Source organism: Curtobacterium sp. MCBD17_026 (assembly GCF_003234895.2).
GTDB classification, from domain to species: domain Bacteria; phylum Actinomycetota; class Actinomycetes; order Actinomycetales; family Microbacteriaceae; genus Curtobacterium; species Curtobacterium flaccumfaciens.
In genome coordinates this window covers 317,488-343,452 of the sequence record NZ_CP126281.1, presented here as the reverse complement: position 1 = coordinate 343,452, position 25,965 = coordinate 317,488, and the positions used below count along the sequence as shown (strand labels likewise).

Genomic DNA, 25,965 nt, shown 5'->3' with positions numbered 1-25,965 from the left:
CGGGGTCAGCAGTCGTCGGTGCGCGTGGGGTACGCCGTGATCACCCGGTCGGTGGTGGCCGAGACGATCACCTTGACGAAGGGCTCGTCGTCGGGGCGTGAACCGTCGTCGAACCGGACGGGTGCGGCGTAGCAGACCTTGCCGTCGCCGGCGTCGAGCGGGAACCCGGGGCGCGGGTCCTCGAGCGCCGTCTGCACCGCCGTGAGCATGGCGTCGTCCCAGTCGCGCGAGCCGTGCCCGGTGACGACGTCCTGCCAGTCCGCGGTGTGCCGCACCCGGATGTGCTCGTAGCCCTGGGCAGCGGTGCCGCACTGCAGCGTGACACGACCCAGCGCCTGGGTGTCGTACTGCGCAACGGCAGCCTGGGTCGTGCTGTCGCACCGTGCGAGGGCGGCGGACCCGGGCATGTCCGGCCCCGTGCGGGTGATCGTGACGGTGCTGTCACCCGAGGGCGATGCAGCACCGGTCGTCTCACCGACGGTCGAGCCGCCGATGGTCGGGTCGTCAGCGCCCTGCCGTGCCGTCAGGAACAGCCCGCCGGCGAGGAGACCGGCGGCCACCACAGCCGCGATCCCCGTGATCACGGGACGGTTGCGGTTCCGGGGCACGCACCCAGTATGCCGGGAGTGCGACCGTACGACGGAACCAGGTTCCGGACACGGCACCGCGCGATCGCGTGGTTCGGTGTCCGGAACCTGGTTCCGGGATGCGACGCGCGGGCGCCAGGCCCGCCACCCGTCAGGCGCGCGCGGCCAGCCGGGTGCCGGCGACGACGGCCAGGACGGCGACGAGGACGACGTACCCGATCAGGACGGGGAGCGTCGGGATCACCAGCAGCGCCGCGCCGACGGCCACGACCGGCACGGTGAGCCCGGCGTAGGCGATGAGGAACGTGGCGGCGAGCACGCCCCCACGGCGCTCCGGACCGACCAGTGCTGCGGTGCTGCCGATCGCGGCGCGGAACAGCAGGCCGACGCCGGCGCCCGCGACGACCCCGCCGCCGATGAACCCGGCGACCTGCAGCAGGACCGCGGCGACGGCGAGGACGACCAGCCCGACGACCAGCAGCACCATGCCCAGCCGGATCTGCACACGCTGCGACAGTCGGGCGAAGACGATCTGCGACAGCGCGCTCGCGGCGAAGACCCCGAAGGTCGTGGCCCCGGCGGCCAGGCGGTCGGTGACGTGGAAGGTGGTGCCGAGGAAGCTCGGCGCGACCGAGGTGAAGAGCCCCTGCACGGCGAGTGCGGCGAACGCGGCTGCACCGGCCGCCCAGAACGCGGCGCCCTGACCCTCGGGAGCCTGCATGCGCTGCGGGCGGTAGGCCACGGGCTGCTCGGGGCGGTCGACCGTCTCCGGTGCGGCGAGCACCAGCACGAACGCGACGGCCAGCGCGATCACGAACACCACGTAGGGGACCATGAGGGGCTGCCCGACGAACTCGGCGAGCGCTCCGCCGACCAGGGCGCCGAGCGACAGCCCACCGAGGTTCACCGCCCCGGCGGCGACGCTCGCCCCCTTCGCGGAGTCGCTCGACCCGGTCGCACGGACCCGGAGCTCGCCGAGGTGCGCCGTCGCGGTCGCCGTCAGCGTTCCGACACCGAGGCCGGTCACGAGCCGGGCGACGATGAGGCCGGTGACGTCGTTCCAGAGCAGGAACAGCACGGCGGCGACGAGCTCGAGGGCGATCGACACCAGGATGAGCGGGCGCCGCCCGTGCACGTCGCTGAGGTGTCCCGCCAGGTACAGCGACCCGACGACCCCGACGCCGTACGCCGCGAAGATCACCGTCGTGGTGAAGGTCGGGAACCCGTCGCGGGCCTGGTAGATGACGTAGAGGGGCGCGGGGACGGTCGCGAAGGCCATCACCGCGAGGAACGCGAAGGCGACGACCCAGAAGCCGAAACCGTGGCGCCGACGGGTGTGGACACGGCGTCCGCGCGGGGCGACGACACGGTCGCTCGCGGATGCAGCAGCGGCGGCGGTGGTGGTGGCGGGGACGGTGCCCGTCGGGGTGTCGGTGACGGTTGACATGCTCCGATGATCGCGCTCGGGGTGCATCGAGTCCAACGGATGCGCTTGATGTGCACGATCGATCTGCTCGATACTCGGACGATGGAGACCCGACTGCTCGAACAGTTCGTCACCGTCGCCGCCGAGGGCAGCGTCACCCGCGCCGCGGAACGACTCTGGGCGGCGCAGTCCACGGTGTCCGCGGGCGTCGCCTCACTCGAGCGCAGCTTCGGGGTGCGGCTCTTCGACCGCACCGGCCGACAGCTCGTCCTGACCCCCGCCGGCGAGGACCTGCTCCCCCACGCCCGCGCGGTGCTCGAGTCCCTCGACCGGATGCGCGACCTGGCCACCGCCGACGACGCCGAGCTGCGGGGACGGGTGCGGCTCGGCATCTTCACGAGCATGGACATCGTCGACCTGACGGGCGTGCTGCAGCGGTTCCGACGGCAGCACCCGCTCGTCGCCGTGGAGCTGATGACCTCGCCGTCGGGGACGACCGGGCTCGTGCAGGACCTGGTCGCCGGGCGGCTCGACATCGCCTACACGGGCCTGCCCACCGTGCCCGCCGGCGTCGTCGTGGAGCCGTTGCGGGAGATGCCGTTCCGGGTGTTCACCGCGTCGGACCACCCGCTCGCCGGCCGGTCGTCGGTGTCGCTCGCCGAACTCGCCGATGAACCCTTCGTCGACACGGCGCACGGGTTCGGCAACCGGATCATCCTCGACGGGGCACTCGAGCGGCTCGGCATCCGGCGGCGCATCGTCGCGGAGATGAACGACATGCCCGCCGTGATCCGGTTCGCCTCGGCCGGGCTCGGCGTCGGGGTCGTGCCGGACTCGGGGGTGCGGTACGACGGTGCGGTGCTCGACCTGGAGGACGAGGTCGACCCGCTCCGCATCGGTCTCGCGGTCCGGACGTCCCCGGAGCCGAGCCGTGCGGTCCGGACGCTGGCACGCGACATCGTGGCGGCGCGGGTGGGGTGACGCGGGGCGTGGTCGGTGTGCTCCGTGAGCAGGAACGGTCGCGTCACGGTGCGCGAGGCGACCGTTCCTGCTCGCGATCCGGCCACCGACGGACTGGAGGCACGGGTCGGGTCCGTCACGTGCCTCCAGGCCGTCAGTCCCCCCAGATCTCCCCGACGACGGCGTCCAGCAGACCGTTCGTCGGGAAGTTCGCCTGCCGGATCACGATGAAGGTGTCGTCGCGCAGGAAGAAGGTGGAGACCTGGTCGACCGGGCCGGTCTGGGCCCGGACGGACGACTGGCACACCCGGCCGCCGTCACGGTCCTCGCACTGGAGCGGACTGGTCGCGAGCACGTCCGCGGCACCGGGTCCGGCCGTCCCGATGGTCATGGTCAGCCCGCTGACGTCCGCTCGAGGGTCGGCCCACCGGCAGATGATCTCCGACTCCCCGTCCGCCCAGGTGACGTCTTCACCATCGCCGCCGGCCGTCCCGTCCTTCGCTTTCGAGATCTCGGTCAGCGGATTCTCCCCGAAGAGCCGCGTGTAGTCCTCCGCCGGCACCATGTCGCGACAGGTCGCCGGGATCGTCGCCACGGTGGGGGTCCGGGTGGGCTTCGGGATCGGGGCGCCCGTGATCGGGGCGGAGCTCGGCGTGGTCGCGGAGGGCGAGGGCTCGGGCTGCTGGGTCCGGGTGGGAGCGGCGACCGGGTCGGCGTTCTGCTGCGACAGGGTCAGGGCCACGGCGCCGGTCGCGGTGCCGAGTGCCAGCAGGGCGACGACGCCGATCACGACCCCCGAGCGACCACGACGTCGCTTCGGGCGGGGCGTGGCGCGTTCGAGGACGTTCTGCTTCATCGAGACGAGCATGCGCTGCAGCTCGTCTCCCTGGGGAGGTTCAGTGTTCATCGTGCATCACCGCCTTCTTGAGTCGACGTCGGTTGCGGGAGACCCGCTGGGTGACCGCCCCGACCGTGAGCCCGAGGAGCTCCGCGGCCTCGGCGTAGGAGTACCCCTCGAGGAGGCAGAGCTCGCAGATGCGGCGGTCGAGGTCGGGGAGCGCGGCGATCTCGGCACGGACCCAGCGCAGGGTCTCGCGGGCCTCGTCGTGGGCGGCGGGCGAGGCGAGGTGCTCGGGGAGTTCGTCCGCGCGACGACGGGCCTGCTTGCGGCCGGTGTTGAAGGCGTGGTTGCGGCAGACGACGAGCAGCCACGGCAGCACGGTGTCCGCCGGCAGCTCGAGGGTCGCCGCCCGCTGCCAGAGCGTGAGGAACGCGTCCTGCACGATCTCCTCGACGTCGGACCGGTTGTCCACGAGTGCCCAGGCGTACCGGGTGAGCGTGGCGGCGTACCGATCGAACGCCCGTGCGAGCGCTCCGGTGTCCCCCTGTGCCATCGCACGGACGAGTCCTTCGTCCGTGTCGGTGCCGGTCGTCACGTCCACATCCCACCTCCTTCACCCAGAGGTGTCGGCAGGACGCGGGATCCTGACAGGACCGTTCCTGATCCGTGACCTCGGGCGTGTCAGGCGTCAGGACGCGATCGCCGCTGCGTCAGCCGTCAGTGGAAGTCGTCGCCGTCGCCCTCGCCCGGCGTCTTGTGCCCGCCGAGCATGTCGTTGTCGTCCTGCTCGCTCGACGAGGCGAGCTGCAGCATCGCGAGCACGACGACGACCACGATGAACGCGACGCCGAGGAAGATCACGGCCAGCTGCAGTTCCCGCGTCGAGAACAGCACGACGAGCCCGGTGAACACCGCGACGATCGCGGAGATCCCGAGGAGCTCGACCGGGCGCAGACGGTCACGACGGCTGGGGGTGGTCATGCGTGTGGTGCTCCGTCCGGGGCGACGGCCGGCGTGGCCGTGCCCCATTTGTGCGAGAGGCCGGCGATCACGTGGAAGACGGCCGTGATGGCGAGGTACGCGCCGAGCAGGCCGACGAGCACGATCGAGGCGTCGAGGGTGCCGGTGACCTGCTCCACGCCACCGAGCTGCTGGGAGTAGTCCGGCGGCGTGACGAGGAAGGCGACCGCGAGCAGCAGCGTCAGGCCGCCGATCGTGGTCCAGTCGCGAGCGAAGGGCGAGCGACGTCGGGCACGGAGCCCCTGCGACAGCTCGAGGGCCCCGGTCAGCACCGCGAACGCGACGATGACCGTGATGAAGGCCGGAAGCCCGAACCCGTTGCACGCGAACGCGGCGACCGCGGCGACCAGGGTGATGACGGACTGCAGCAGGGTCGTGCGACGCGAACGGCCGTCGAGGGGCAGTCGGGAGATCCCGGCGAACAGGAGCACGAGGCCCTCGACCAGGGCGAAGCCGCCGAACAGCACGAGACCGTAGCCCGCGGCGTGGTTGGTCGAGAAGGTGATGACCATCGCGACGACCGCTGCGGGGACCGCCCGGAGGATCGGGATCGGCCAGTACCGCGCGCGCTGGGTCGCGTCTTCCACGGTGGTGGCGTCGTCCACGGTGTCGGACACGAGACCTCTTTCGGGCATGCGGATCGTGGATCCGATCCTACCGCCGGTGGGGTGAACGCCCGACCGGCGGCGGCTCCACCCCCTGTGGACGTGCACACCCGTGCGCCGGGACGGCACCGCTGTCCGGTGCCGTCCCGGCGGTGTCAGGGCTGCTGCGGGTCGTCGGTCGGCGCGTCCCGGCGGGCACGACGTCGGGCGAGCCACCAGCACACGGATCCGACGGCGGCGGCCAGGGCGGCGAGCGCGGCGGCGAGGCCGACTCCTTCGGCACCGGTGTAGGCGAGGGCTCCGACGGGCGCGGTGGCCCCGTGGTCGGCCGCCGGAGCACCCGCACGCCCGTCGTCAGCACCCGCCGCGGGGCCGTTGCCGTCGCCGGAGCCGCCATCACCGGAGCCGTCCCCGTCGTCCGGTGCCGGACCGGTCGTCGGCGCAGGGCTCGGCGCCGGTCCCTCGTCGCCCGGGTCGACGACGATCGCCACACCGGTGGACGGGTCACCCCCGTCCGGGTCGGTCGGCGAGGTCGCGGTCGCCACGTTCACCACGTCGGATCCGTCCCCCCGGTACCCGGGGTCGAGCACGGCGCGGATCCGGAAGGCGCGGGTCTCCCCCACGTCGAGTGAGGTGTCGGATCGGCACGTCACGCGCTGCCCCTCGGCGGTGCACCCGTCGTCCGAACCGGCGAAGCCCATGGCCTCGGGCAGGTCGTCGACGGCCCCGACGTGCTCCGCGACCGCTGGGCCCCGGTTCCGTGCGGTCACCAGGTACTCGACCTCGTCAGCGGGTGCGACGGTCGACGGCGACACGGACTTGTCCGTCTCGACGTGCGCGACGGCCACCGGTGCCGTCGCGGTCGTGCTCGCCCGCGAGACGTTGTCCGTTTCGTTCGTGTCGGACAACGACGCAGGCGTGGCGATCGTCGCGACGCTCTCCAGGCTCCCCTCGGTGCCCGCGGCGACCCGCCCGTCGATCGTCACCACGGCCGAACCGTCGCGGGGCAGGGACAGGTCGGTCGCCACGTCACCGCTCCCCGTCGCGGTCGCGCAGGCGGAGCCCGCCGCCGCGGTGCACGTCCAGGTGACGTCCTCGATGCCGTCCGGCACGTCGACGCGCAACGGGCTCGGATCGGAGGCGTTCGGGCCGGGGTTCCGGGCCGTGACGTCGTAGCGGACGGGGTCGCCTGCCGCGACGGTCGCGGGCAGGTCGTGCTCGACCGACAGGTCCGCCGGCTTCCGGACCTGCAGCGCATCGACCTCGTGCTTGTCGACGTGGCTGCCGGTGGCCGCGGCGAACCCGAGGCGGAGCGTGCTCGGCAGCGGGGCCTGTCCGTCGCCGTGCAGCGGCACGGAGTCCAGCACCGTCCGCAGGGCTCCGCCGGCCTGGATCCGGACCGTCACGGCGAGGCCGCCGTCGGCCTCGGGCAGCAGGGTGACGCGGACCTTCCGCGGTGCGGCGCCGTCGGTCACCGTGCCGCCGGGGGCCGCGACGCCGGCGACGTACCGGTAGCCCTCGGTCCCGTCGCCCGAGCCGCGGACGACGACGTGGTCGGCCTGGGCACCGGGACCGGAGTCGTTGATGCGCGACGAGAAGTTGCCGTAGTGGTCGATCGCGACGGCGGCGAAGCCGCCGGGGACCCCCGGAAGGTCGCACGGGCGTCCACCGCCCTCGGTCACGGTGCTGCGGCAGGCGTACCCGAGGCCGGCGCCGTACGACCCGACACCCTGTGGTGCGGCCCCGTCGGCCAGGTACAGCAGCAGGCCGTCGGCCCCGGGGTCGTCCTTCGCGGTGTACATGGCGTAGGTGAACTCGATCTCGAGCCCGGTGTCGGAGGGGAACGTGTCGTTCGTCGACCAGGCCCCGGCCTGGTTCCGGACGTCGTCGGTGAGTCGCAGGCGGCCGTCGGACACCGCGGCGTCACCGTGCAGGGTGCCGCCTGACGCACTGGAGAACTCGTTGACGTAGGGGAAGTCGAGCGCAGCGGCGCTCGACCCGGACGGGAGCACGGCGGGCGCCGCGAGCACGCCGAGCGCGGTCAGCGCGGCGCCGACCGCAGCGAGGCGACGGACGACCCGCGACCGGAGTGGCCGTGGACCGGATGCTGGAGCAGTGGGATCTGTCATGCCCCGATGCTCGCGATCGGGAGGTCACCCCCGGGCGGCGGCGAAACGATCTGTGGAACGTCACCACGGGCCTCCGGGCTGTGGAGGAAGAACCTGTCCGCTCAGGCCAACCACACCGTCGTCTCGCCGGGCAGCACACCGGACGAGACCTCGTCGAGCGGGCAGGACGCGACGACGACGGTGCCGGCGGGCAACGGCAGCGGCTCCGTGCCGAAGTTCGTGAACGATCGCCAGCCGTCGTGCCGGGCGAACGCCACGACCTCGGAGCCGGACTCCAGCCACGTCAGCGCCTCCCCCTGCTGCAGCCGGCGTCGTGCGGCCAGCGCCCGGCGGTACAGCGACAGGGTCGACTCGGGATCGCCGTCCTCGGCCTCGACCGAGGACTCCCCGAAGTCCTGCGGCTGCGGCAGGTGCGGTGCGACGTCCCCGAAGCCGAACGACGGCCCGGAACGCGTCCACGGGATCGGCACCCGGCAACCGTCCCGGCCCTTCGCGGTGTGCCCGGTGCGGAGCCACTTCGGGTCCTGCAGCAGGTCGCGCGGGATCGCGGCGGCCTCGTGCAGGCCGAGTTCCTCGCCCTGGTAGACGTACGACGACCCCGGCAACGCCAGCATCAGCAGCGTCGCGGCACGTGCCCGGCGGAGCCCCCGTGCGCGGTCGAGCTCCGGCGTCGTGCCGTCCGTCATGAGCCAGGCATCGGTGTCGGTGCCGTCCGGCAGGCCGTACCGGGTGGGGTGCCGCACGACGTCGTGGTTCGACAGCACCCAGGTGCTCGAGGCGCCCGACTGCTCGGAGGCTGCCAGGTTCCGCTCGATGATCCGACGGAAGGCGTCCGGCTCGAAGGGGGACTCGAGCAGGTCGAAGTTGAAGGCCTGCCCGAGCTCCGTCGGCCGGGCGTACAGGACGCGGCGGGGCGCGGGGGCCCAGGCCTCGGCGACCGCGGCACGGGGCGGCTCGTACTCGTCGAGCACCCGGCGCCAGGTGGCGAAGATCTCGTGCACCTCGTCGCGGTCGTACAGCGGGTCGGAGCCGTCGAGCGGCAGGTCCTGCTCGTTCGAGGGCCGGTACGGGGTCGACAGGTCCTTCGCCAGACCGTGCGCGACGTCCACGCGGAACCCGTCGACACCGCGATCGGACCAGAAGCGCAGGGTGTCCTCGAAGTCGGCGCGGACCTCGGGGTTCGACCAGTCCAGGTCCGGCTGCTCGGGGGCGAACAGGTGCAGGTACCACTGCCCGTCCGGTACCCGGGTCCACGCGCTGCCGCCGAAGTTCGACACCCAGTCGCTCGGCGGCAGTTCCCCGGAGTCGCCGGACCCCTCGCGGAACACGTACCGCGCACGCTCGGCCGACCCGGGCGGGGACGCCAGTGCGGCCCGGAACCACTCGTGCTGGTCCGAGGTGTGGTTCGGCACGATGTCGACGATGACCTTCAGGTCGTGCTCGTGGGCGGCCCGGACCAGGGCGTCGAGGTCGTCGAGGGACCCGAGCTTCGGGTCGACGGCCCGGTAGTCGGCGACGTCGTAGCCCCCGTCGGCGAGCGGCGACGGGAAGAACGGGGAGAGCCACAGCGCGTCGACGCCGAGCGACGCCAGGTACGGCACCCGGCTCGTGATGCCCGCGACGTCACCGAGTCCGTCGCCGTCCGTGTCGGCGAAGCTGCGCGGGTAGACCTGGTAGACGACGGCGTCGCGCCACCAGGTCGGATCGGTGGTTCGAGGCGTGCTGGCCGGGGTCCGAAGCGAGGTCACGACGCCACCGTACCCAGCGTTGGGAATAGCGCGCCCGACGATCGCATTGGTTGTCGCTGACACCTTTCCGTCCAGCAACAGCATCCCGCAACAGAAGGAGCTCCATGACGAACGTCCTCGTCCTCGTCGGCAGCCTGCGCGCCGACTCCATCAACCGCAAGCTCGCCGAGGCCGCCGCGCACCACGCGCCGGAGGGCACCGAGCTGCACACCTTCGACGGCATCGTCGACCTGCCGTTCTACAACGAGGACATCGACGGCGACACCCCGCCCGCCGCTGCCGTCGCCTTCCGCGACGCCGTCGCCACCGCGGACGCCGTCCTGCTGATCACCCCCGAGTACAACGGCACCATCCCCGCCGTCCTGAAGAACGCGCTCGACTGGGGTTCGCGTCCGTTCGGCGCCTCGCCGCTGTCCGGCAAGCCCCTCGCCGTGATCGGCTCGGCGTTCGGCCAGTACGGCGGCGTCTGGGCGCACGACGACGCCCGCAAGGCCGCCGGCATCGCCGGCGCGAAGGTCCTGGAGGACGTCAAGGTCGCCATCCCGCAGTCGGTCGTCCGCTTCGCGGAGACCCACCCGCGTGAGGACGCCGAGGTCACGACGCTCGTGCAGGGCGCGCTCACCGCGCTCGCCGAGGCCGCAGCCGGCACGGACGAGCAGGCAGCCGCGTAACGCGACCGACCGTCGGACAGGAGGCCCGTGGCGACCCCGCCACGGGCCTCCTGTCCGTCCGGTGCGGACGGATCGGACGTTGCGGACGCACCGGTCGGGGCGGAACCCGGGAGTCCGCTAGACGACCGAGATACGAGACGGGTTACCCTGAACGCCATGTCGACGCAGGAGATCACCGAGGCGTCCGGGTACTGGTTCCCGGACGACGACGCGACCCAACGCGGGGTAGCGGTGCTCAACGCCCTGCGCCGGTACCGATCCGCCGAGACGGCCATGCGCCGCCGGACCCGTGACTCGATGGGCATGGGCGAGACCGACCTGCTCGCCGTGCGCTTCCTGCTGCAGGCGCAGCGCTCCGGCACCGCCGTGAGCCCGAAGGACCTCGCCGCGTACCTCAAGATCTCGTCGGCCTCGACGACCATCCTCATCGACCGCCTGGTCAAGTCGAACCACGTCCGCCGTGACCCGCACCCCACCGACCGCCGGGCCCTCGTCATCACGCCGACGACCGAGACAGACGACGAGGTCCGCGCCACGCTCGGCGTGATGCACCGCCGGATGATGTCGATCGCCGAGGGACTCCCCGCATCCGAGGCGCGGATCGTCGCCGGCTTCCTGGAGCAGATGCGCGAAGCCGTCGACCAGGTCGACCCCGCGCCGTCGCACTGAGCGGCGCCGCACCGGACGACGTCGGGGGACGCTGCCTCCGAGCGCACTGAGAGCGTGCACTGCGGCACCGCGTAGACCGGAAGGGTCACACCGACGCGAAAGGAGCCACAACCATGCACGCTTCGGACAAGATGGCCAAGAACCTCCAGGCGGTCCTCGTGGACCTCATCGACCTGCACCTGCAGGGCAAGCAGGCCCACTGGAACATCCTCGGCACCAACTTCCGCGACCTCCACCTGCAGCTCGACGAGATCGTCGACGCCGCTCGTGAGTTCGCCGACGACACCGCCGAGCGCATGCGCGCGCTGTACCTCGTGCCGGACGGCCGCTCGGCGACGGTCTCCGCGGGCAGCCACCTCGACGCGTTCCCCTCGGGCGAGATCACCACGCACGACGCCATCGACCAGGTCACGCTCCGGCTGTACCAGGCGACCGGCACCATGCGCGACGTCCACGACGAGGTCGACGAGGAAGACCCGACGACCGCGGACCTGCTCCACGGCTTCATCGAGCGCCTCGAGCAGCTCGCGTGGATGGTCTCCGCCGAGAACCGCGCGCCCAGCACCCCGCTGGCCTCCGCCACCACGCCCGCCGTCGCCGACGCGTCGGCGCACGCGTAGGGGCCCGGGTGGACCTCGGTATCCAGGGCAAGACCGCGCTCGTCTTCGGCGGCGACTCCGGCATCGGCTGGAACACGGCGCGCATCCTCCTGGCAGAGGGTGCGACCGTGGTCGTCACCGACATCGACCAGAGCCGTCTGGACACCAGTGCGGACCAGCTCGAGGCACCGCTCGGCAAGCTGCACGCCTTCGCCGCCGACGTCCGGAGCGCCGAGAGCCTCGCCGCCCTGCACGACCAGGTGCGCGAGGCCGTCGGCGAGATCGAGATCCTGGTGCAGTCCTCGGGCGTCACCGGTGCCCAGGGCATGTTCCACGAGATCGACGAGGCCGGCTGGGCGGAGACGATCGACATCGACCTGATGGGGCCGGTGCGGATCACCCGCGAGTTCATCGGCGACCTGCGCCAGGGCGGCTGGGGCCGCATCGTCTACCTGGTGTCCGAGGACGCCTCGCAGCCGTACGACGACGAACTCCCCTACTGCGCCGCCAAGGCCGGGGTGCTCTCGTTCGCGAAGGGCCTGTCGCGCTCCTACGCCTCCGAGGGCCTGCTGGTGAACACGGTCTCCCCCGCGTTCATCCACACGCCGATGACCGACGCGATGATGGACAAGCGGGCCAAGCAGCGCGGGACCTCGTTCGACGAGGCCATCGGCAGCTTCCTCGAAGAAGAGCGGCCGTACATGGAGCTCAAGCGCCGCGGCGAGCCGGAAGAGGTCGCGAACGTCGTGGCCTTCCTGTGCTCCGACCTGGCCAGCTTCGTGAACGGCGCCAACTACCGGGTCGACTCCGGCTCGGTCGCCACGATCTGATCGTGGCGCCACAGCACCGCCAGGAGGCGTCATGACCGACTTCCGCTACCTCATCGTCGGCGGCGGGATGGTCGCCGACGCCGCTGCCCGCGGCATCCGCGAGCTCGACACCGACGGGTCGATCGGGATCCTCAGCGAGGACGTCGACCGGCCCTACGCACGGCCCGCGCTGTCGAAGAAGCTCTGGACCGACCCGGACTTCAGCTGGGACGACAAGGTCGACCTGCACACCGAGGAGACCGGGGCGCAGTTCGTCCTGGGCACCACGGTGACCGCGATCGACCGTGCCGCGAAGACCGTCACGACGGCGGACGGCGCGACCCACGGCTACGAGCGGCTCCTGCTCGCGACCGGCGGGAAGCCCCGCGGGCTGCCGGGGCTGTCCCCGTCGGCACGCGTGCTCGACTACCGCAGCGCGTCGGACTACCGCCGGCTGCGCGAACTCGCGGACGCCGGGGCACACGTCGCCGTCGTCGGCGGCGGGTACATCGGCCAGGAGATCACGGCAGGCATCGTGCAGAACGGTGCCCGCGTCACACTGGTCGACCCGGACGAGGTCGTCGGCGGCCGGATGTTCCCCGAGGATCTGGCACGGGCGTTCCAGCAGCGCTTCGTCGACCACGGTGTGGAGCTCCGCACCGGCCGTCGGGTGTCCGAGGGCACCGAGACCGCGGACGGCGTTCGGCTGACGCTCGACGACGGCTCCGTGGTCGAGGCCGACGCGGTCGTCGCCGGACTCGGCATCGAACCCGCGACGCAGCTCGCCGCCGACGCCGGACTCACCGTCCGCGACGGCATCGTGGTGACCTCGACGCTGCTCACCGACGACGACTCCGTGTTCGCCGCCGGTGACGTCGCCGAGTACCCGGACCGGATCCTCGGCACCCGCCGGGTGGAGCACGTCGACAACGCGCAGCAGCAGGGTCGGCAGGCCGGCCGCAACCTGGCCGACGCCGACGAGACCTACGACCACACGCCGATGTTCTACTCCGACGTCTTCGACATGGGGTACGAGGCGGTGGGGCAGGTCAGCGCGGAGCTCCGCACGGTCGAGGACTGGCAGGACCCCACGGTGACCGGCGTCGTCTACTACCTTGACGACGACGACACGGTCCGGGGCGTGCTGCTCTGGAACGTCTGGGACAAGACCGACGAGGCCCGCAAGGTCCTCGCCGAGGCGAACGCGCTGACGCCCGACATGCTGCCGGGCCGCATCACGCCCTGACCGCTCGCCCGTCGCGGTGGTCGCGACGGCCTGGAGGCCCGGTGCCGGTCCGTCGGACCGGCACCGGGCCTCCAGGCGGTCACCCGCACGTCGCGACGCCCGCTGGTTCGATCGTGCTCGCTGCTTCGACGGTGCTCGCTACTTCGACGGTGCTCGCTACTTCGACTCGGGCGCGACCTCGTCGACGACCGCCCGGCGGTCCGCCGGGTCGACCGGCAGGTCGTCGCCGTCCGCCATCGCGACGGCGTGCGCGGACTTGGTCGCCTCGAGCGTCTCGTCGTCGTTCCGAGCCATCCCGAACAGCTCGATGAACCGCGACTTGACCAGCAACCAGGCGTCGCCCGGGCTGAGCCGGGCCAGGTCCGACGACGTCGAGTCGTCGTGCACCCGCTGCAGCGACGACACGCCCCGGTCGAGGATCCGGTGGTCGACGTGCGCCACCGCGAGCCGCGCGACCGCGTCGGCCTGTGCGTGCATGACCGAGTGTGCGCCGTCGACGACCTCGCGGAGGACCGCGTACGGGAACACCCGCGCCAGCCGACGGACCCAGTCCCGCGGCACCATCGCGTCGTGCTCACCGCGGACGATCAGGGTGCGGGCCTGCACGTGGGCGGCGCGCTCCTCGATCGGGAACGCGATCATCCGTGGCAGGACCTTCCGGAACCAGTGCCACCCGCACAGCGCGTACGCCGTGATGCCGTGCCAGCGGACCGCGGCGGGCTCGTGCAGCGTCGACCGCAGGAACCGGAAGGCCGACTGCCGCACCGTGCGTGCCGACGAGTCGACCACCGGGCTGATGAGCACGAGGTCGGAGATGCCCGGACGGCGGGCGGCGACCTCGGTGACGACCTGCGTGCCCATCGAGTGCCCGACCAGGACCGGGTCCTGGAGCCCGAGGTCGTCGATGACCCGTTCGACCGCGTCGGCGTAGCGCTCGATCGTGACCGTGCCCCGGAACCGCGGGACACCGGCGAAGCCCGGCAGGTCGAGCGCGTGCACCGGACCGTTCTCGTTGAGGTGCGGGGCGAGCCGCTCGTAGTAGGTCGACGCGATGCCCAGGCCCGCGACGAGCACGAAGGCCCGCGCGCCCGGCTCGCCGATCGAGCTCACCCGGACGTAGGTGCCGTCGACCGCGACCCGGTCGACCTGCACCGTGACGTCGGCGTCCTCGGCCTGGGCGAGCTCGCCGGCAGGGTCCGGCCGGGGTGCCTGGCGTTCGTCGTCCACGTGGGTCTCCTCCGGTCGGGCGGTCGCCCAGGATACCCGGCCGCCGTCCGCGCGGGCGGCGACGGCGTGCTCAGCCGCTGAAGGTGTTCGCGGGGAACCCGTGCACCGCCGTCGGCACCGCGAAGACCGCGCCGGAGGGCGGCGCCTGCTCCAGGTCCTGCTCGGTGAGGTTCTCGCGGGCCGTCCCGACGAAGAGCGTCGACATGTCCGGGCCGCCGAACGCCACCGACGTCGGGTTGGCGACGGGGAGCTCCACCGTCTCCAGGTGCGAGCCGTCGGACCCGTAGCGCTCGACGCGGGATCCGCCGTAGATCGCGCTCCAGAAGCAGCCCTCGTCGTCGCGGACCAGGCCGTCGTGCGCGTGACCGACGATGAACGGCTCGAGTTCGCCGAGCTCGCCGTCCGGGCCGTACGACCCGCGGAAGACCGTCGAGGCGCTGGTGTCGGTGACGTACATCGTGCGGCCGTCCTCCGACCACTCCATGCCGTTCGTCACGCCGAAGCCACCGCGGAGCACCCGGGTCGTGCCGTCCGCCTCGATCGAGTAGAGCGCCGCGTCGGGTTCGCCGGTCGTCACGTTCATGCTGCCGACCAGGAACCGGCCGAACGGGTCGCACTTGCCCTCGTTGAACCGGTTGCCCGAGGTGCTGTGGGTGACGCGGGCGATCTCGCGCTCGACGGCACCCTGCTCGTCCGTCACCACGACGGTGTCGCCGAGGGCCGCGACGAACCCGCCGGAGGCCCGGGGCTGGAAGCTCGCGAGCGGGGGCGGCAGCGGCACGCTCGACCGCATGGTGCCGTCGGCCTCAGCGGTGTTGAGGGTGCCGAGGGTGATGTCGGCCCACCGGAGCAACTGTGCGGACGGGTCCCAGACGATGCTCTCGGCGAGGACCGCTCGGGCGTCGGCGAAGACGGTCGCGGGGCCGGTCGTGACGTTGGTGCTCATCGACCCCGTCTACCGCGGGGGCGGTCCGTGCCCGCTCAGGCGTGGGGACGGCGGTGAGGCGGCGGCGGCGGCGGCGGCGGCGAGTTCACGGGCTCAGCGACACCTCACGCCCGCTTCGGCCCGTGAGGTGTCGCGGAGCGCGAAGGTCCGCGCAGGTCCGGTCGTCCGTACGTCCGCGGGTCAGAGGCGGGCGAACCGTGCGCGGAAGAAGCTGTAGACGCCGAAGGCCAGGAACCCGATGCCGATCGCGACGAGGACGAACACCCCGCCGGGCATGCTCTGCACGGCGTCGAACGCGGCGTCGAGCCCGGTGGCCTGGTCGGGGTCGCTCCGCAGCCCCGCGACGGCGATGAGCACGCCCACGATGACCACGGCGATCCCCTTGCCGACGTACCCGACGACGCCGAGCACGGTGACCACGCGGTCGAGCTGGCCCGACGGTCGTGTGATCTGCTTGCGGAACGACCGGCGGCAGCCGATCACCACGAGGCCGATGCCGACTGCGACCGCGATCGCCCCGGCGAGGAGCAGCACGAACACCCCGCCCGGCGTCGCCAGGGTCTTCGCCGCGGCACTCTGCGACGAGCTGCTCGAGCTCGACCCGGCACCGAGCGCGTACGAGGCGGCCGAGTAGGCGATCACGCCGTAGACCACGGCCTTCGCGACGTCCTTCAGCCGGGCGAGCCAGCCCCGGGTGGTGTCGGAACGGCCACCGACGATCGCCTCGACGATCAGGCGCACCGTGAGCGCGGCGGTGCCGACGGCGATCAGCCAGAGCAGGAACACGCCCCCGGGGACCGCGGCGATCTGCTGCAGCGCACCGGACTGGTCCGTCTCGCCGCCGGAGGACGCGTTGCCGATGCCGAGCAGGATCGCCAGGTACCCGATCAGCAGGTGGACGATGCCGCTGCCGACGAACCCGGCGCGTGCCGTGACCTCGAACCAGCGGCTGTCGGCCGCTCGCCGGACCTGTCGTCCGGTTTCCTTCGCTGCGTGCTCCGCCGTGTCGCTCATCACGCCCCAGCGTGCCCGACGCGTCCCGTCCTGTCCGGGGCGCGCCGGGCCCTGCGCTCCGCCATTTGGCGGACCGGGGCCCGTGGCGGCGCCGCCACGGGCCTCCGGTCCGTCGGTGGGTGCGTCTCAGTCGCCCTTCACGTTGACGACCTGCCGCAGGGTGTGCCGGATCGACACGAGGTCCTCGGCGTCCGCCATGACCTGGTCGATCGGCTTGTACGCCGCCGGGATCTCGTCGAGGAACGCGTCGGTGTCTCGGTACTCGATGCCGGCCATCGCCTCGCGCAGCTGCTCGTGGGTGAAGGTCCGCCGGGCCGCGCTCCGCGAGAACAGCCGGCCGGCACCGTGCGGGGACGACTCGAGCGAGGGCTTGTTGCCGCGTCCCTCGACCACGTACGACGCGGTGCCCATCGACCCGGGGATCAGGCCGGGCTGACCGGCCTTCGCCTGGATCGCACCCTTGCGCGAGACCCACACCGACTTGCCCCAGTGCGTCTCACGCTGCGTGAAGTTGTGGTGGCAGTTGATCCGCTCGCGCTCGTCGACGGGCGTGCCGACGGCCTCGGACAGCTGCCGGACGACGCGGTCCATCATCTCCTCGCGGTTGAGCAGCGCGAAGTGCTGTGCCCACCGGAGCTCGGCGATGTACCGGTCGAACTCCGGCGTGCCCTCGACCAGGTACGCCAGGTCGGGGTCCGCCAACTGGATCCACCACCGCTCCATGGCCTGCTTGGCGACCTTGATGTGCCGCTGCGCGATCTTGTTGCCGACGCCCCGCGACCCGGAGTGCAGGAAGAGCCAGACCCGGTCCTGCTCGTCGAGGGAGACCTCGATGAAGTGGTTGCCGGACCCGAGCGTGCCGAGCTGGTTCCGCCACCCGCCGTGCACGCCGTCGGGGTCGAACCCGGCGGTCTCGGCCATCGCCTCGAGCTCGGCGATCCGGGGTGCGGCGGTCGCCACGATCTTCCGGTTCGACGCACCGGCCGACAGCGGGATCGCGCGCTCGATCTGCTCGCGCAGCCCCTGCAGGTCGGCGGGCAGGTCGATGGCGGTGAACTGCGTGCGGACCGCGATCATGCCGCAGCCGATGTCCACGCCGACGGCCGCCGGCATGATCGCGCCGAGGGTCGGGATGACGGACCCGACGGTGGCCCCGAGGCCGAGGTGTGCGTCGGGCATGAGGGCCAGGTGCGGGAACACGAACGGCATGCGCGCGGTCGTGCGGGCCTGCTGCTCGGTGTTGTCCTCGAGCATCGAGGCCCAGCTGAGCAATCGGTCGTTGATCTTCTTCATGAGTCGTCTCGCTTTCGTGAGCGTCGAGGTGACGGTCCGAGACGGTCGTACGCCTGGCCTCCTGGTCGCCGCCGGACGTGGCGGACGGAAGGAAGCGGTGCTGACGAACGCCCCGGGCCGGGTGGGCACGCAGGCGTCGTGTGACGTCGCGTGCCTACGCGGGATAGCGGAGGGACCACTGCTGCTCGGGCAGCACGGCGGCCGCGGCGAGCTGGAGCTCGACGCGTTCCTCGTTGTGCTGCACGGCGCGCATGCGCGGTCCTTCCGGTGTGCCCGGGGCGGGCGGTCTGCCGATCGGCAGGAGCACGACGCTAGTTCGACACGCCCGGGATGCGCAAGTCGCGTGGGCGTGTCGGCCGTGCTCCGGGGGTGCTCCGGCGGTTCTCCGGCGGTTCTCCGGCGGTTCTCCGGCGGTTCTCCACAGGCTGGAGGCTCGGCGTGCGTTCTCCACGAGGGGTACGTCCGCCTGATGGTCGCCGCCGGGGCCGGGGCAGGCTGGTCGCATGACCGAGCGCACGCGAGACACCCCCGACGCGACGGAGAACGAGGAACGGACGAACGGGTACGTCCCGCTCCGTTCGTACGGCGCGATCGGCGACGGGCGGACGGTCGCCCTCATCGCGCTCGACGGGCGGATCGACTGGCTGCCGATCCCGTCGATGGACTCACCGCCGGTGTTCGCGAGCATCGTCGACGCGGAGCACGGCGGACACGTCGCCCTGCGGCCCGTGGACGACCAGGCGCAGGTGTCCCGCGCCTACCTGCCGGGGACGAACGTGCTCGTGACGACCTGGACGACCCCGTCCGGCACCGCCACCGTGACCGACGCCATGGTCACCGGGGTGGCCGGACGTCTGCCGTGGGCCGAGATCGCCCGCTGCGTGCAGGGGGTCGACGGTTCGGTCGAGATGGAGTGGGCGGTCGTGCCCGGCACGATCCTGAACACCGCGGAGCCGCGCCGACTCGACACCGTGAACGGCACGGTGATCGGCGTCGACGGCGTGACCATCGCGATCGTCGAGCAGGGCTTCGAACCGGTGCACGACGACGGCCCCCGGTTCTCGGGGCGGTTTTCGACGACCGAGGGCTCGAAGTCGATCCTGACCATCGTCGGCACGTACGACGAGCCGATCTTCCTGCCGGAGCCGGAGCGCACGCTCGAAGGGGTCGACCGCACGATCGAGAACTGGTCGACCTGGTCGAAGGAGTTCAGCTATGACGGACCGTGGTCGGACGCGGTCCAGCGCAGCGCCCTCGCCCTGAAGCTCCTGATCTTCGCCCCCACCGGCGCCATCGCTGCGGCCCCGACGACGAGCCTGCCCGAGGACCGCACCGGCGGGAAGAACTGGGACTACCGGTTCGCCTGGGTGCGCGACCTGGCGTACACGGTGCACGCGCTCACCCGCTTCGGCCTGCGCGAGGAGACGCACGCCGCCGTGTCGTGGGTGATGCGCACGATCGCCGAGCACGACGAGACGATGCCGATCTTCTACGGACTCGACGGGTCGAAGAGCGACACCGTCGAGGAGCGCGACGTCCCGGGCTGGAACGGCATCGGCCCGGTCACGATCGGCAACCGGGCCGGCGACCAGCTGCAGCTCGGTGTCTGGGGCGACGTGTTCGAGATCATGCGGCAGTACGTCCGAGCCGGCAACGTGCTCGACCGCAAGACGGCTTCGGTGCTGCAGGACCTCGCCGACGACGCGTGCCACCGCTGGGTGGAGCCCGACTCGGGCATGTGGGAGCTGCAGGAGGCGCAGCACTACACGACGAGCAAGATCGGCTGCTGGCAAGCGCTCGACGCGGCCGTCGAGCTGCACGACGCGGGGATGATCGACGGCCCGCGCGAGAAGTGGATCGAGAACCGCGAGCTCATCGAGGACTGGGTCGCCGAGAACGGGTGGAACGAGGAGCTCGGCCACTACGTCATGTACCCGGGCACCGACGCGCTCGACTGCTCGATCCTGCTGCACGCGATGTCGGCGTTCGACCGTGGACCGCGCATGGACTCCACGATCCGGGCCATCGAGGAGCAGCTGCAGCACGGGCCGCTGGTGTACCGGTACTCCGGCATCCAGGACGAGGAGTCCCCCTTCGTGGCGTGCTCGTTCTGGCTCGCCGCCGCGCTCGCGTGCGTCGGACGCATCGACGACGCGAAGCAGCTGATGGACGACATGGTCGCGCAGGCGAACGACGTCGGCCTGTTCAGCGAGATGCTCAGCGCCGTCGACGGGGACTTCATGGGCAACATCCCGCAGGGGCTGTCGCACTTGGCGCTCATCCAGGCCGCGATGACCATCGAAGAGCTCTCGGAGAAGTCCTGACCGGCCTGGACGGCCCGTCGGGAGCGCGGGGCATCATGGTCTGACGATGAACGACGTCGATGCACGGATGGACCGGCTCCGCAGGGCCGCCCGCTACCGCTACCAGCAGCTCGTCGACCAGGAGATCGAGCGGGGGTCGCTCGACCCCGACGAGGTGCGCTCGGAACGTGAGGAACGTCGGCTGCTGAAGGCCGCCGACGTCGCCGCGCACGCCCGGGCCCAGATCGAGGAGGCCGAGCGCCGCGGGGTCTTCGAGGGCAACCCGTACCACGGCAAGCCGCTGCCGGGCCTCGACGGGCAGCACGACCCGGACTGGTGGATCAAGTCGAAGATCGAGCGTGAGGACATCCGGGGCATCGCGCCGCCGGCCCTGGCGCTGCGGACCGAGGACGCCGAACTCGACGACGCCCTCGATACCCTGTCGCTCGAGACCGACGTGCGTGACGTCCTCGTGGACTTCAACGCGCGGGTGAAGGAGGCGCGGCGGCAGCTGCTCGGCGGGCCGCCGGTGGTGACGCCGATGCGCGACGTCGAGGCCGAGGTGCTCGCCTGGCGGGAACGCCGCGAGGTGCGCATGGCTTCGGCCGCGCGGGCTGCGGAGCAGGCGCGGCTCGAGGCGAAGCCGCGGCGGTGGTGGCGGCGCGGCTGAGCGGTGCCGAGCTGTGCCGAGGTGCGGTCCGGGGCGAGATTTCGCGCTGAGCGACAGTTCTCGCAAACGTGAGCGCGTGAGGTGTCGTCCAGCCCGTGAGGACGGCGGCTGCCGACCCGGTGTACGCGCACGACGGACGGGAGGCCCGGTGCCAGCTGGCACCGGGCCTCCCGTCCGTCCGTGCGCCCGTTCTTTCCCATCGCACGCGCGTTGGTTCGCAAGAACGGGCGTACCTGGTCGAAACAACCCACCAGGTACGCCCGGTTCCACCAGGTACGCCCGGTTCCACCAGGTACGCCCGGTTCCACCAGGTACGCCCGGTTACGCACGACGCACGACGCACGACACACGACGCACGACGGCCCGGACCGCGCTGCTGCGTGGTCCGGGCCGACTGTGGTGATGCGGGGTGTTACTTGATCTGGGCGGTGATGGTGGCGGTGCCGACGAGGAGGCCGCGCTTGACGGCGTCGGTGCCGAAGGTCTTGTTCAGCAGGCCGGCGGCGTCTTCGCTGACGTGGACGGTGGTGCCGGTCAGGATGGCGTTGTCGCCCTCGAGCTGGAGGGGCTTGAGCGAGCCGCCGTGCAGCTCGAACAGGAACGCGTCGGCCGCGGCGACCTTGCCGTTGACCAGGACGTCGCCGTAGAGCTTGGACGAGCCCGGGTTCACGACGAAGTTCTCCAGCGTGACGGTGGTGTCGCCGGCCTTCAGGGTCAGACCCGAGTCGTCGTGGTTCAGCAGGCCCTGCACGTAGGGGCGGTAGTTGCCGTCCGGGGACCAGTAGGTGACCGACCCGGCGGTGATCGGGAACGACACCGACCCGTCGGCGAGGGTCGCGTCGCCGGAGACGCCGGGGGTGAGCTTCAGGGCGGTGAGGGCGTCGGTGAAGCCGGAGTCGAGCTTCACGGCGGTGGAGCCGCCGAGGACCTCGGGGACCGAGGCGACGGGTGCGGGGATCTTCGACTCGGACGACGAGGACACCGTGTGCACGTTCGGGGTGGCGGCCTGTGCGGAGGAGATCCCGAACGCGGCACCGCCGAGGACGAGGGCACCGGTCGTGGCGAGGGTGATGGAGGTCTTGAGGCTCTTACGCATCGTGATCAGTCCTTTGCTCTGGAGGCGCTCCGGCCGGTGGCCGAACGTGCACGCTGTGCGCACGCTTGCTGTGAGCAAGCTGTAGACCGGTCAACTGTAACCGGAGAGCGCCCTGGGCTTTTGCCCTGTGCAAGTGATTCGGCACCCCCGCCCGAACGGTTTGGGACGAGTTTCCTGAGGTGCCGCAACCCGGTGTTTCGTACCGTGTACCCATGGCTCCAGCACACATCTCCACCACCGACCGGCTCCGGGCGGTCGACGCCTGGTGGCGCGCCGCCAACTACCTGACGGTCGGGCAGATCTACCTGCTGGACAACCCGATGCTCACCAGGCCGATCGAACCGGACGACGTCAAGCCGCGGCTGCTCGGCCACTGGGGCACCTCCCCCGCACTGAACCTCGTGTACGCGCACTGCAACGCGCTGATCACGGAGACCGGGCGCGAGTTCCTGTACATCTGCGGCCCGGGGCACGGCGGCCCGGCGATGAACGCGAACGCCTGGCTGGACGGCACGTGGAACGAGCTGTACCAGGACGTCGACCTGCAGCGGTTCTTCCGCCAGTTCTCGTTCCCCGGCGGCATCCCCTCGCACGCCGCCCCGGAGACCCCCGGCTCCATCAACGAGGGCGGTGAACTCGGCTATTCGCTGTCGCACGCCTACGGTGCGGCGCTCGACAACCCGGACCTCGTCGTCGCGTGCGTGGTCGGTGACGGTGAGGCCGAGACCGGTCCGCTCGCCGGGTCGTGGCAGGCGCACACGTTCCTCGATCCGGTCTCCGACGGCGCCGTGCTGCCGATCCTCAACCTCAACGGCTGGAAGATCGCGAACCCGACCGTCCTGGCCCGCATCCCCGACGAGGACCTCACCGCGTACTTCCGCGGGCTCGGCTACGACCCGATCGTGGTCGACTCCCGCCGCGTCGACGACGACCCGTACGCGGTGCACGCCCTGTTCGACGGTGCCCTGCGACGTGCCCTCGCCGGCATCGACGACATCCAGGCCGCCGCCCGCGCCCAGGCCGCCCGTGCCGCCGCGGGGCAGCCCGCCGGTGCCGCCGACCTGCGTCCGCGCTGGCCGATGATCGTCCTGCGCACCCCGAAGGGCTGGACCGGCCCGAAGGAGGTCGACGGCGAGCAGGTCGAGGGGACCTTCCGCGCGCACCAGGTGCCGCTGCCCGCGGTGCGCGAGGACGACGGCCACCGTGCCCAGCTCGAGGAGTGGATGCGCTCGTACCGCCCCGAGGAGCTCTTCGACGCGGACGGCCACCCGGTCGGCATCATGACCACGATCCGCCCGACCGGTGACGAGCGGATGAGCGCCACCCCGCACGGCAACGGCGGTCGGCTGCGGACCGCGCTCGACCGGCCGCCGCTCGAGCCGTACGCGGTCGAGGTCGGTTCCACGGCGTCCGCGACGGGCACGCTCGGCCCCTGGCTCGCCGCACTCATCGAGAAGAACGCCTCGACCTTCCGGCTCTTCGGCCCGGACGAGACGATCTCGAACAAGCTCGACGCCGTGTTCGACGTGACCTCGCGCGTCTGGCGGGCTCAGCGCGCCGCCGGCGACGAGCACCTCGCCGCACGCGGGCGGGTCACCGAGGTCCTGTCCGAGCACCTGCTCGAGGGAATGCTCGAGGGCTACGTGCTGTCCGGTCGGCACGGGATGCTCAACACCTACGAGGCGTTCGCCCACATCATCGACTCGATGGTCGGGCAGTACGCGAAGTGGCTGGAGTCCTCGACCGACATCGACTGGCGGGTGCCGGTGTCGAACCTGTCGCTCCTGCTCTCGTCGCACGTCTGGCGACAGGACCACAACGGGTTCTCCCACCAGGACCCCGGGTTCCTCGACGTCGTCGCGTCGAAGCAGCAGGACCTCGTCCGGATCAAGCTGCCGGCCGACGCCAACACGCTGCTCGCCGTCGCCGCGCACGCGATGGAGACCACGGACCGCATCGAGGTGATCGTCGCGGGCAAGCACCCGGAGCCGGTCTTCCTGTCCCTCGACGACGCGGTCGCGCACGCGAAGGCCGGACTCGGCGTGTGGGACTTCGCCGGCACCGAGCAGGCCGTCGGGAAGGTCGACGTCGTGCTCGCCTGCGCCGGTGACGTCCCCACGGTCGAGGCGATCGCCGCCACCGACATCATCCGGAAGCACGCTCCCGGCGTCGGGGTCCGCGTGCTCAACGTCGTCGACCTGCTGGCGCTCGGTGACCCGCGCAAGCACGAGCACCCGATCCCGGACGAGCAGTACGACGCGCTCTTCCTGCCCGGCACGCCCACGGTCTTCGCGTTCCACGGGTACCCGACCCTCGTGCACCAGCTGACGTACCGCCGGAACGGGCACGACGACCTGCACGTGCACGGGTTCCTCGAGCAGGGCACGACGACCTCGCCGTTCGACATGCTGATGCGCAACGAGATGGACCGCTTCGCCCTGGCCCACGACGCCCTGACGCGGGTGGATGCCGAGGCGCACGCCGACCTGCTCACGAAGCTGTCCGAAGCGCGTGACGCTGCGCGGACGTTCGCGTACACGAAGGGCGAGGACCACCCGTCGCTCGCGGGCTGGGAGTTCGCGGGCTGGCCCCAGGACGAGCCGGCCAGCGGCGGGACCGGCGGCGACCCGGGTGCGGGCGAGACCGAGGCGGCTGCGCCCGGCAACTGACGCGTTCCTCCACAGCTCAGGAGGCCCGGAGCACCCTCCACAGGACCGGTCACGCCCGCCACGTGGCCGGTTCCGTGCTGTCAGGGTTCCGGCATGGACATCGGCTGGACCAATGCGCTCGTGTCGGTCACGAGCGCATCCGTCGCGTTGGGTGCGCTCGTCGCCTCGGTGCTCGACGGGCGCGCAGGACGGCGAAATGCAGAGTTCTCGGTGCACCGCGATCTGTGGTGGCAGCGTTGGTCACGGGTCGCCGACCGGGCGACCTCGGACGACGAAGGAGAGCGCGCGGCTGCCGGTGTGATGTCCGCTGCGCTGGTGACCCGCAGTTGGACGACCGCCGACGACCGCTGGGTCGGCCAGGCACTCGACGACCTGACCGCAGCGACGAACGAAGGAGCGAACGATGATCTCGAAGCTGAGTGACAAGGACTTCAAGCGCTGGCTCGACGGACGCGAACTGACGACGCCCGCACTGCTGGCAGACCCGCACTACGGTCCCATGATGCGGGCGAAGGGCGCCGAGGAAGAACTCCGCCAGGCGCGGATCGAATGGCGCGAACGGCAGGAGCGCGCCCGGGCGCGGAAGCTCCGGTACGAGGCGTCCTTCCGCGAGAGCTGAACCGATGCCCTGCGAGCCTGCCACGCTGGGACCGTGACCGAACTCGTCATCCCGGCCCCGAGCCTCCCGACCGTGCCCACGACGACGGGCGCGCGTTTCCCCGTCCGCCGCGTGTTCTGCGTCGGCCGGAACTACGCGGCGCACGCTCGCGAGATGGGCCACGACCCGGACCGCGAGCCGCCGTTCTTCTTCACGAAGCCGGCCGACGCCGTCGTGGTCGACGGCGTCGACACCCCGTACCCGCCGCTGACGCAGCAACTGGAGCACGAGGTCGAGCTCGTCGTCGCGATCGGCACCGGCGGCACGGACATCGCCGTCACCGATGCCCTCGCACACGTCTGGGGCTACGCCGTCGGGATCGACCTCACCCGCCGCGACCTGCAGGCCGAGGCGAAGCGACTCGGGCGGCCGTGGGACACGGCGAAGGGCTTCGATGCCTCGGCCCCGATCGGAGCCATCACCCCGGCGGCGGAGGTCGACCCCACCACCGGCGCGATCGAGCTGACGGTGGACGGGGAACTCCGTCAGTCGGGCGACCTGGCCGACCAGATCTGGTCGGTCGCCGAGACGATCGCGGCCCTGTCACGGTCCGTGGCGCTCGCGCCCGGCGACCTCGTGATGACCGGCACTCCTGACGGTGTCGGCGTGCTCGAACGCGGCGCCGTGCTCGTCGGCACGATCGCCGGCGTCGGCGAGGTCCGGACCCGGATCGTCTGAAGCACGTGTCGGCGATGTGTCGACGGGCTGGGAGCGTTCGCAGGCAGCACGGGTAAGTCTTGGGCATCGTCGCGGGTGGGGCCCGCGGCGGACACGGGGCG

Annotated in this window: 25 protein-coding genes; 12 read left to right on the top strand and 13 right to left on the bottom strand. The window is 71.8% G+C overall.

Going from position 1 to position 25,965, the window contains the following annotated elements:
* Positions 1-5 precede the first annotated feature (5 nt).
* Entirely contained in the window at positions 6-608 is a 603-nt protein-coding gene (locus DEI85_RS01675) for a hypothetical protein (RefSeq protein ID WP_111123554.1), read from the bottom strand.
* 130 nt (positions 609-738) lie between these two features.
* Positions 739-2,034, bottom strand: coding sequence for an MFS transporter (locus DEI85_RS01670; protein WP_111123555.1), 1,296 nt, complete (start codon positions 2,032-2,034; stop codon positions 739-741).
* 81 nt (positions 2,035-2,115) lie between these two features.
* Between DEI85_RS01670 and DEI85_RS01665 the strand changes: the two genes are divergently transcribed.
* Positions 2,116-2,994, top strand: a complete 879-nt coding sequence (locus DEI85_RS01665) for a LysR family transcriptional regulator (RefSeq protein WP_181419936.1) — start codon at positions 2,116-2,118, stop codon at positions 2,992-2,994.
* A gap of 133 nt (positions 2,995-3,127) precedes the next feature.
* Here DEI85_RS01665 and DEI85_RS01660 read toward each other — a convergent pair whose 3' ends face one another.
* From DEI85_RS01660 to DEI85_RS01635, 6 genes are all read right to left on the bottom strand, one after another.
* The gene (locus DEI85_RS01660; RefSeq protein ID WP_146244735.1) at positions 3,128-3,880 is read right to left on the bottom strand and encodes a superantigen-like protein SSL4; all 753 of its coding nucleotides are present in this window, start codon (positions 3,878-3,880) and stop codon (positions 3,128-3,130) included.
* On the bottom strand, positions 3,870-4,409 hold the full coding sequence (locus DEI85_RS01655; protein WP_111123572.1) for an RNA polymerase sigma factor: 540 nt from the start codon (positions 4,407-4,409) through the stop codon (positions 3,870-3,872). The genes DEI85_RS01660 and DEI85_RS01655 overlap by 11 nt, the downstream gene beginning before the upstream one ends.
* A 122-nt stretch (positions 4,410-4,531) precedes the next feature.
* A complete protein-coding gene (locus DEI85_RS01650) occupies positions 4,532-4,795 on the bottom strand; it encodes a hypothetical protein (protein WP_027464979.1) in 264 nt (87 codons plus the stop codon).
* Positions 4,792-5,451, bottom strand: coding sequence for a DUF308 domain-containing protein (locus tag DEI85_RS01645; RefSeq protein ID WP_258376343.1), 660 nt, complete (start codon positions 5,449-5,451; stop codon positions 4,792-4,794). The genes DEI85_RS01650 and DEI85_RS01645 overlap by 4 nt, the downstream gene beginning before the upstream one ends.
* Positions 5,452-5,594: 143 nt before the next feature.
* The gene (locus DEI85_RS01640) at positions 5,595-7,568 is read right to left on the bottom strand and encodes a lectin-like domain-containing protein (RefSeq protein ID WP_146248996.1); all 1,974 of its coding nucleotides are present in this window, start codon (positions 7,566-7,568) and stop codon (positions 5,595-5,597) included.
* Between the two features lie 101 nt (positions 7,569-7,669).
* Positions 7,670-9,316 carry a glycoside hydrolase family 13 protein gene (locus DEI85_RS01635; protein WP_110858651.1) on the bottom strand — a complete coding sequence of 549 codons (1,647 nt, stop codon included), beginning with the start codon at positions 9,314-9,316 and terminating at the stop codon, positions 7,670-7,672.
* Between the two features lie 104 nt (positions 9,317-9,420).
* Here DEI85_RS01635 and DEI85_RS01630 point away from each other — a divergent pair, with 104 nt between their 5' ends.
* The 5 genes from DEI85_RS01630 (at position 9,421) to DEI85_RS01610 (ending at position 13,310) form a co-directional block, all read left to right on the top strand.
* Positions 9,421-9,987 carry an NADPH-dependent FMN reductase gene (locus tag DEI85_RS01630; protein ID WP_111123559.1) on the top strand — a complete coding sequence of 189 codons (567 nt, stop codon included), beginning with the start codon at positions 9,421-9,423 and terminating at the stop codon, positions 9,985-9,987.
* 156 nt (positions 9,988-10,143) lie between these two features.
* Complete coding sequence (locus DEI85_RS01625) at positions 10,144-10,656, top strand: MarR family winged helix-turn-helix transcriptional regulator (protein ID WP_027464983.1); 513 nt, start codon at positions 10,144-10,146, stop codon at positions 10,654-10,656.
* A 113-nt stretch (positions 10,657-10,769) separates the two neighbouring features.
* Entirely contained in the window at positions 10,770-11,276 is a 507-nt protein-coding gene (locus DEI85_RS01620; protein WP_017886495.1) for a Dps family protein, read from the top strand.
* A gap of 8 nt (positions 11,277-11,284) precedes the next feature.
* Positions 11,285-12,085 carry an SDR family NAD(P)-dependent oxidoreductase gene (locus DEI85_RS01615; RefSeq protein WP_111123560.1) on the top strand — a complete coding sequence of 267 codons (801 nt, stop codon included), beginning with the start codon at positions 11,285-11,287 and terminating at the stop codon, positions 12,083-12,085.
* Between the two features lie 31 nt (positions 12,086-12,116).
* Entirely contained in the window at positions 12,117-13,310 is a 1,194-nt protein-coding gene (locus DEI85_RS01610; protein WP_111123561.1) for an NAD(P)/FAD-dependent oxidoreductase, read from the top strand.
* Positions 13,311-13,466: 156 nt separating this feature from the next.
* Here the strand turns inward: DEI85_RS01610 and DEI85_RS01605 are convergent, their stop codons facing one another.
* The 4 genes from DEI85_RS01605 to DEI85_RS01590 all read right to left on the bottom strand — a co-directional run bounded on the left by DEI85_RS01605 (position 13,467) and on the right by DEI85_RS01590 (position 17,790).
* Positions 13,467-14,537 (bottom strand): alpha/beta fold hydrolase, encoded by a 1,071-nt coding sequence (locus DEI85_RS01605; RefSeq protein WP_111123562.1) that lies wholly within the window; start codon positions 14,535-14,537, stop codon positions 13,467-13,469.
* Between the two features lie 70 nt (positions 14,538-14,607).
* Positions 14,608-15,483, bottom strand: a complete 876-nt coding sequence (locus tag DEI85_RS01600; RefSeq protein ID WP_111123563.1) for an SMP-30/gluconolactonase/LRE family protein — start codon at positions 15,481-15,483, stop codon at positions 14,608-14,610.
* 180 nt (positions 15,484-15,663) lie between these two features.
* Positions 15,664-16,497: a DUF1206 domain-containing protein gene (locus DEI85_RS01595; RefSeq protein ID WP_111123564.1), complete on the bottom strand. Its 834-nt coding sequence runs from the start codon at positions 16,495-16,497 to the stop codon at positions 15,664-15,666.
* 126 nt (positions 16,498-16,623) lie between these two features.
* The gene (locus DEI85_RS01590; RefSeq protein ID WP_110858645.1) at positions 16,624-17,790 is read right to left on the bottom strand and encodes an RtcB family protein; all 1,167 of its coding nucleotides are present in this window, start codon (positions 17,788-17,790) and stop codon (positions 16,624-16,626) included.
* 503 nt (positions 17,791-18,293) lie between these two features.
* Between DEI85_RS01590 and DEI85_RS01585 the strand changes: the two genes are divergently transcribed.
* Positions 18,294-20,114, top strand: a complete 1,821-nt coding sequence (locus tag DEI85_RS01585) for a glycoside hydrolase family 15 protein (protein WP_111090140.1) — start codon at positions 18,294-18,296, stop codon at positions 20,112-20,114.
* A gap of 46 nt (positions 20,115-20,160) precedes the next feature.
* The gene (locus tag DEI85_RS01580; RefSeq protein ID WP_111123565.1) at positions 20,161-20,763 is read left to right on the top strand and encodes a DnaJ family domain-containing protein; all 603 of its coding nucleotides are present in this window, start codon (positions 20,161-20,163) and stop codon (positions 20,761-20,763) included.
* A gap of 412 nt (positions 20,764-21,175) precedes the next feature.
* Here the strand turns inward: DEI85_RS01580 and DEI85_RS01575 are convergent, their stop codons facing one another.
* On the bottom strand, positions 21,176-21,859 hold the full coding sequence (locus DEI85_RS01575) for a hypothetical protein (protein ID WP_284183453.1): 684 nt from the start codon (positions 21,857-21,859) through the stop codon (positions 21,176-21,178).
* Between the two features lie 212 nt (positions 21,860-22,071).
* Here DEI85_RS01575 and DEI85_RS01570 point away from each other — a divergent pair, with 212 nt between their 5' ends.
* The 4 genes from DEI85_RS01570 (at position 22,072) to DEI85_RS01555 (ending at position 25,864) form a co-directional block, all read left to right on the top strand.
* Positions 22,072-24,528 (top strand): phosphoketolase family protein, encoded by a 2,457-nt coding sequence (locus DEI85_RS01570; protein WP_110858641.1) that lies wholly within the window; start codon positions 22,072-22,074, stop codon positions 24,526-24,528.
* 93 nt (positions 24,529-24,621) lie between these two features.
* Complete coding sequence (locus DEI85_RS01565; protein ID WP_111123773.1) at positions 24,622-24,951, top strand: hypothetical protein; 330 nt, start codon at positions 24,622-24,624, stop codon at positions 24,949-24,951.
* A complete protein-coding gene (locus DEI85_RS01560; RefSeq protein ID WP_111123774.1) occupies positions 24,932-25,147 on the top strand; it encodes a hypothetical protein in 216 nt (71 codons plus the stop codon). The genes DEI85_RS01565 and DEI85_RS01560 overlap by 20 nt, the downstream gene beginning before the upstream one ends.
* A 33-nt stretch (positions 25,148-25,180) precedes the next feature.
* Positions 25,181-25,864 carry a fumarylacetoacetate hydrolase family protein gene (locus tag DEI85_RS01555; protein ID WP_110858638.1) on the top strand — a complete coding sequence of 228 codons (684 nt, stop codon included), beginning with the start codon at positions 25,181-25,183 and terminating at the stop codon, positions 25,862-25,864.
* The last annotated feature ends 101 nt before the right edge of the window (positions 25,865-25,965 follow it).

What these genes read in the sequence shown, in the direction of transcription:
- DEI85_RS01670 (WP_111123555.1), bottom strand. Translation starts at nt 2,034, where the DNA reads ATGTCAACCGTCACCGACACCCCGACGGGCACCGTCCCCGCCACCACC.
- DEI85_RS01665 (WP_181419936.1), top strand. Translation starts at nt 2,116, where the DNA reads ATGGAGACCCGACTGCTCGAACAGTTCGTCACCGTCGCCGCCGAGGGC.
- DEI85_RS01660 (WP_146244735.1), bottom strand. Translation starts at nt 3,880, where the DNA reads ATGAACACTGAACCTCCCCAGGGAGACGAGCTGCAGCGCATGCTCGTC.
- DEI85_RS01650 (WP_027464979.1), bottom strand. Translation starts at nt 4,795, where the DNA reads ATGACCACCCCCAGCCGTCGTGACCGTCTGCGCCCGGTCGAGCTCCTC.
- DEI85_RS01640 (WP_146248996.1), bottom strand. Translation starts at nt 7,568, where the DNA reads ATGACAGATCCCACTGCTCCAGCATCCGGTCCACGGCCACTCCGGTCG.
- DEI85_RS01630 (WP_111123559.1), top strand. Translation starts at nt 9,421, where the DNA reads ATGACGAACGTCCTCGTCCTCGTCGGCAGCCTGCGCGCCGACTCCATC.
- DEI85_RS01625 (WP_027464983.1), top strand. Translation starts at nt 10,144, where the DNA reads ATGTCGACGCAGGAGATCACCGAGGCGTCCGGGTACTGGTTCCCGGAC.
- DEI85_RS01620 (WP_017886495.1), top strand. Translation starts at nt 10,770, where the DNA reads ATGCACGCTTCGGACAAGATGGCCAAGAACCTCCAGGCGGTCCTCGTG.
- DEI85_RS01610 (WP_111123561.1), top strand. Translation starts at nt 12,117, where the DNA reads ATGACCGACTTCCGCTACCTCATCGTCGGCGGCGGGATGGTCGCCGAC.
- DEI85_RS01600 (WP_111123563.1), bottom strand. Translation starts at nt 15,483, where the DNA reads ATGAGCACCAACGTCACGACCGGCCCCGCGACCGTCTTCGCCGACGCC.
- DEI85_RS01595 (WP_111123564.1), bottom strand. Translation starts at nt 16,497, where the DNA reads ATGAGCGACACGGCGGAGCACGCAGCGAAGGAAACCGGACGACAGGTC.
- DEI85_RS01590 (WP_110858645.1), bottom strand. Translation starts at nt 17,790, where the DNA reads ATGAAGAAGATCAACGACCGATTGCTCAGCTGGGCCTCGATGCTCGAG.
- DEI85_RS01585 (WP_111090140.1), top strand. Translation starts at nt 18,294, where the DNA reads ATGACCGAGCGCACGCGAGACACCCCCGACGCGACGGAGAACGAGGAA.
- DEI85_RS01580 (WP_111123565.1), top strand. Translation starts at nt 20,161, where the DNA reads ATGAACGACGTCGATGCACGGATGGACCGGCTCCGCAGGGCCGCCCGC.
- DEI85_RS01575 (WP_284183453.1), bottom strand. Translation starts at nt 21,859, where the DNA reads ATGCGTAAGAGCCTCAAGACCTCCATCACCCTCGCCACGACCGGTGCC.
- DEI85_RS01570 (WP_110858641.1), top strand. Translation starts at nt 22,072, where the DNA reads ATGGCTCCAGCACACATCTCCACCACCGACCGGCTCCGGGCGGTCGAC.
- DEI85_RS01565 (WP_111123773.1), top strand. Translation starts at nt 24,622, where the DNA reads ATGGACATCGGCTGGACCAATGCGCTCGTGTCGGTCACGAGCGCATCC.
- DEI85_RS01560 (WP_111123774.1), top strand. Translation starts at nt 24,932, where the DNA reads ATGATCTCGAAGCTGAGTGACAAGGACTTCAAGCGCTGGCTCGACGGA.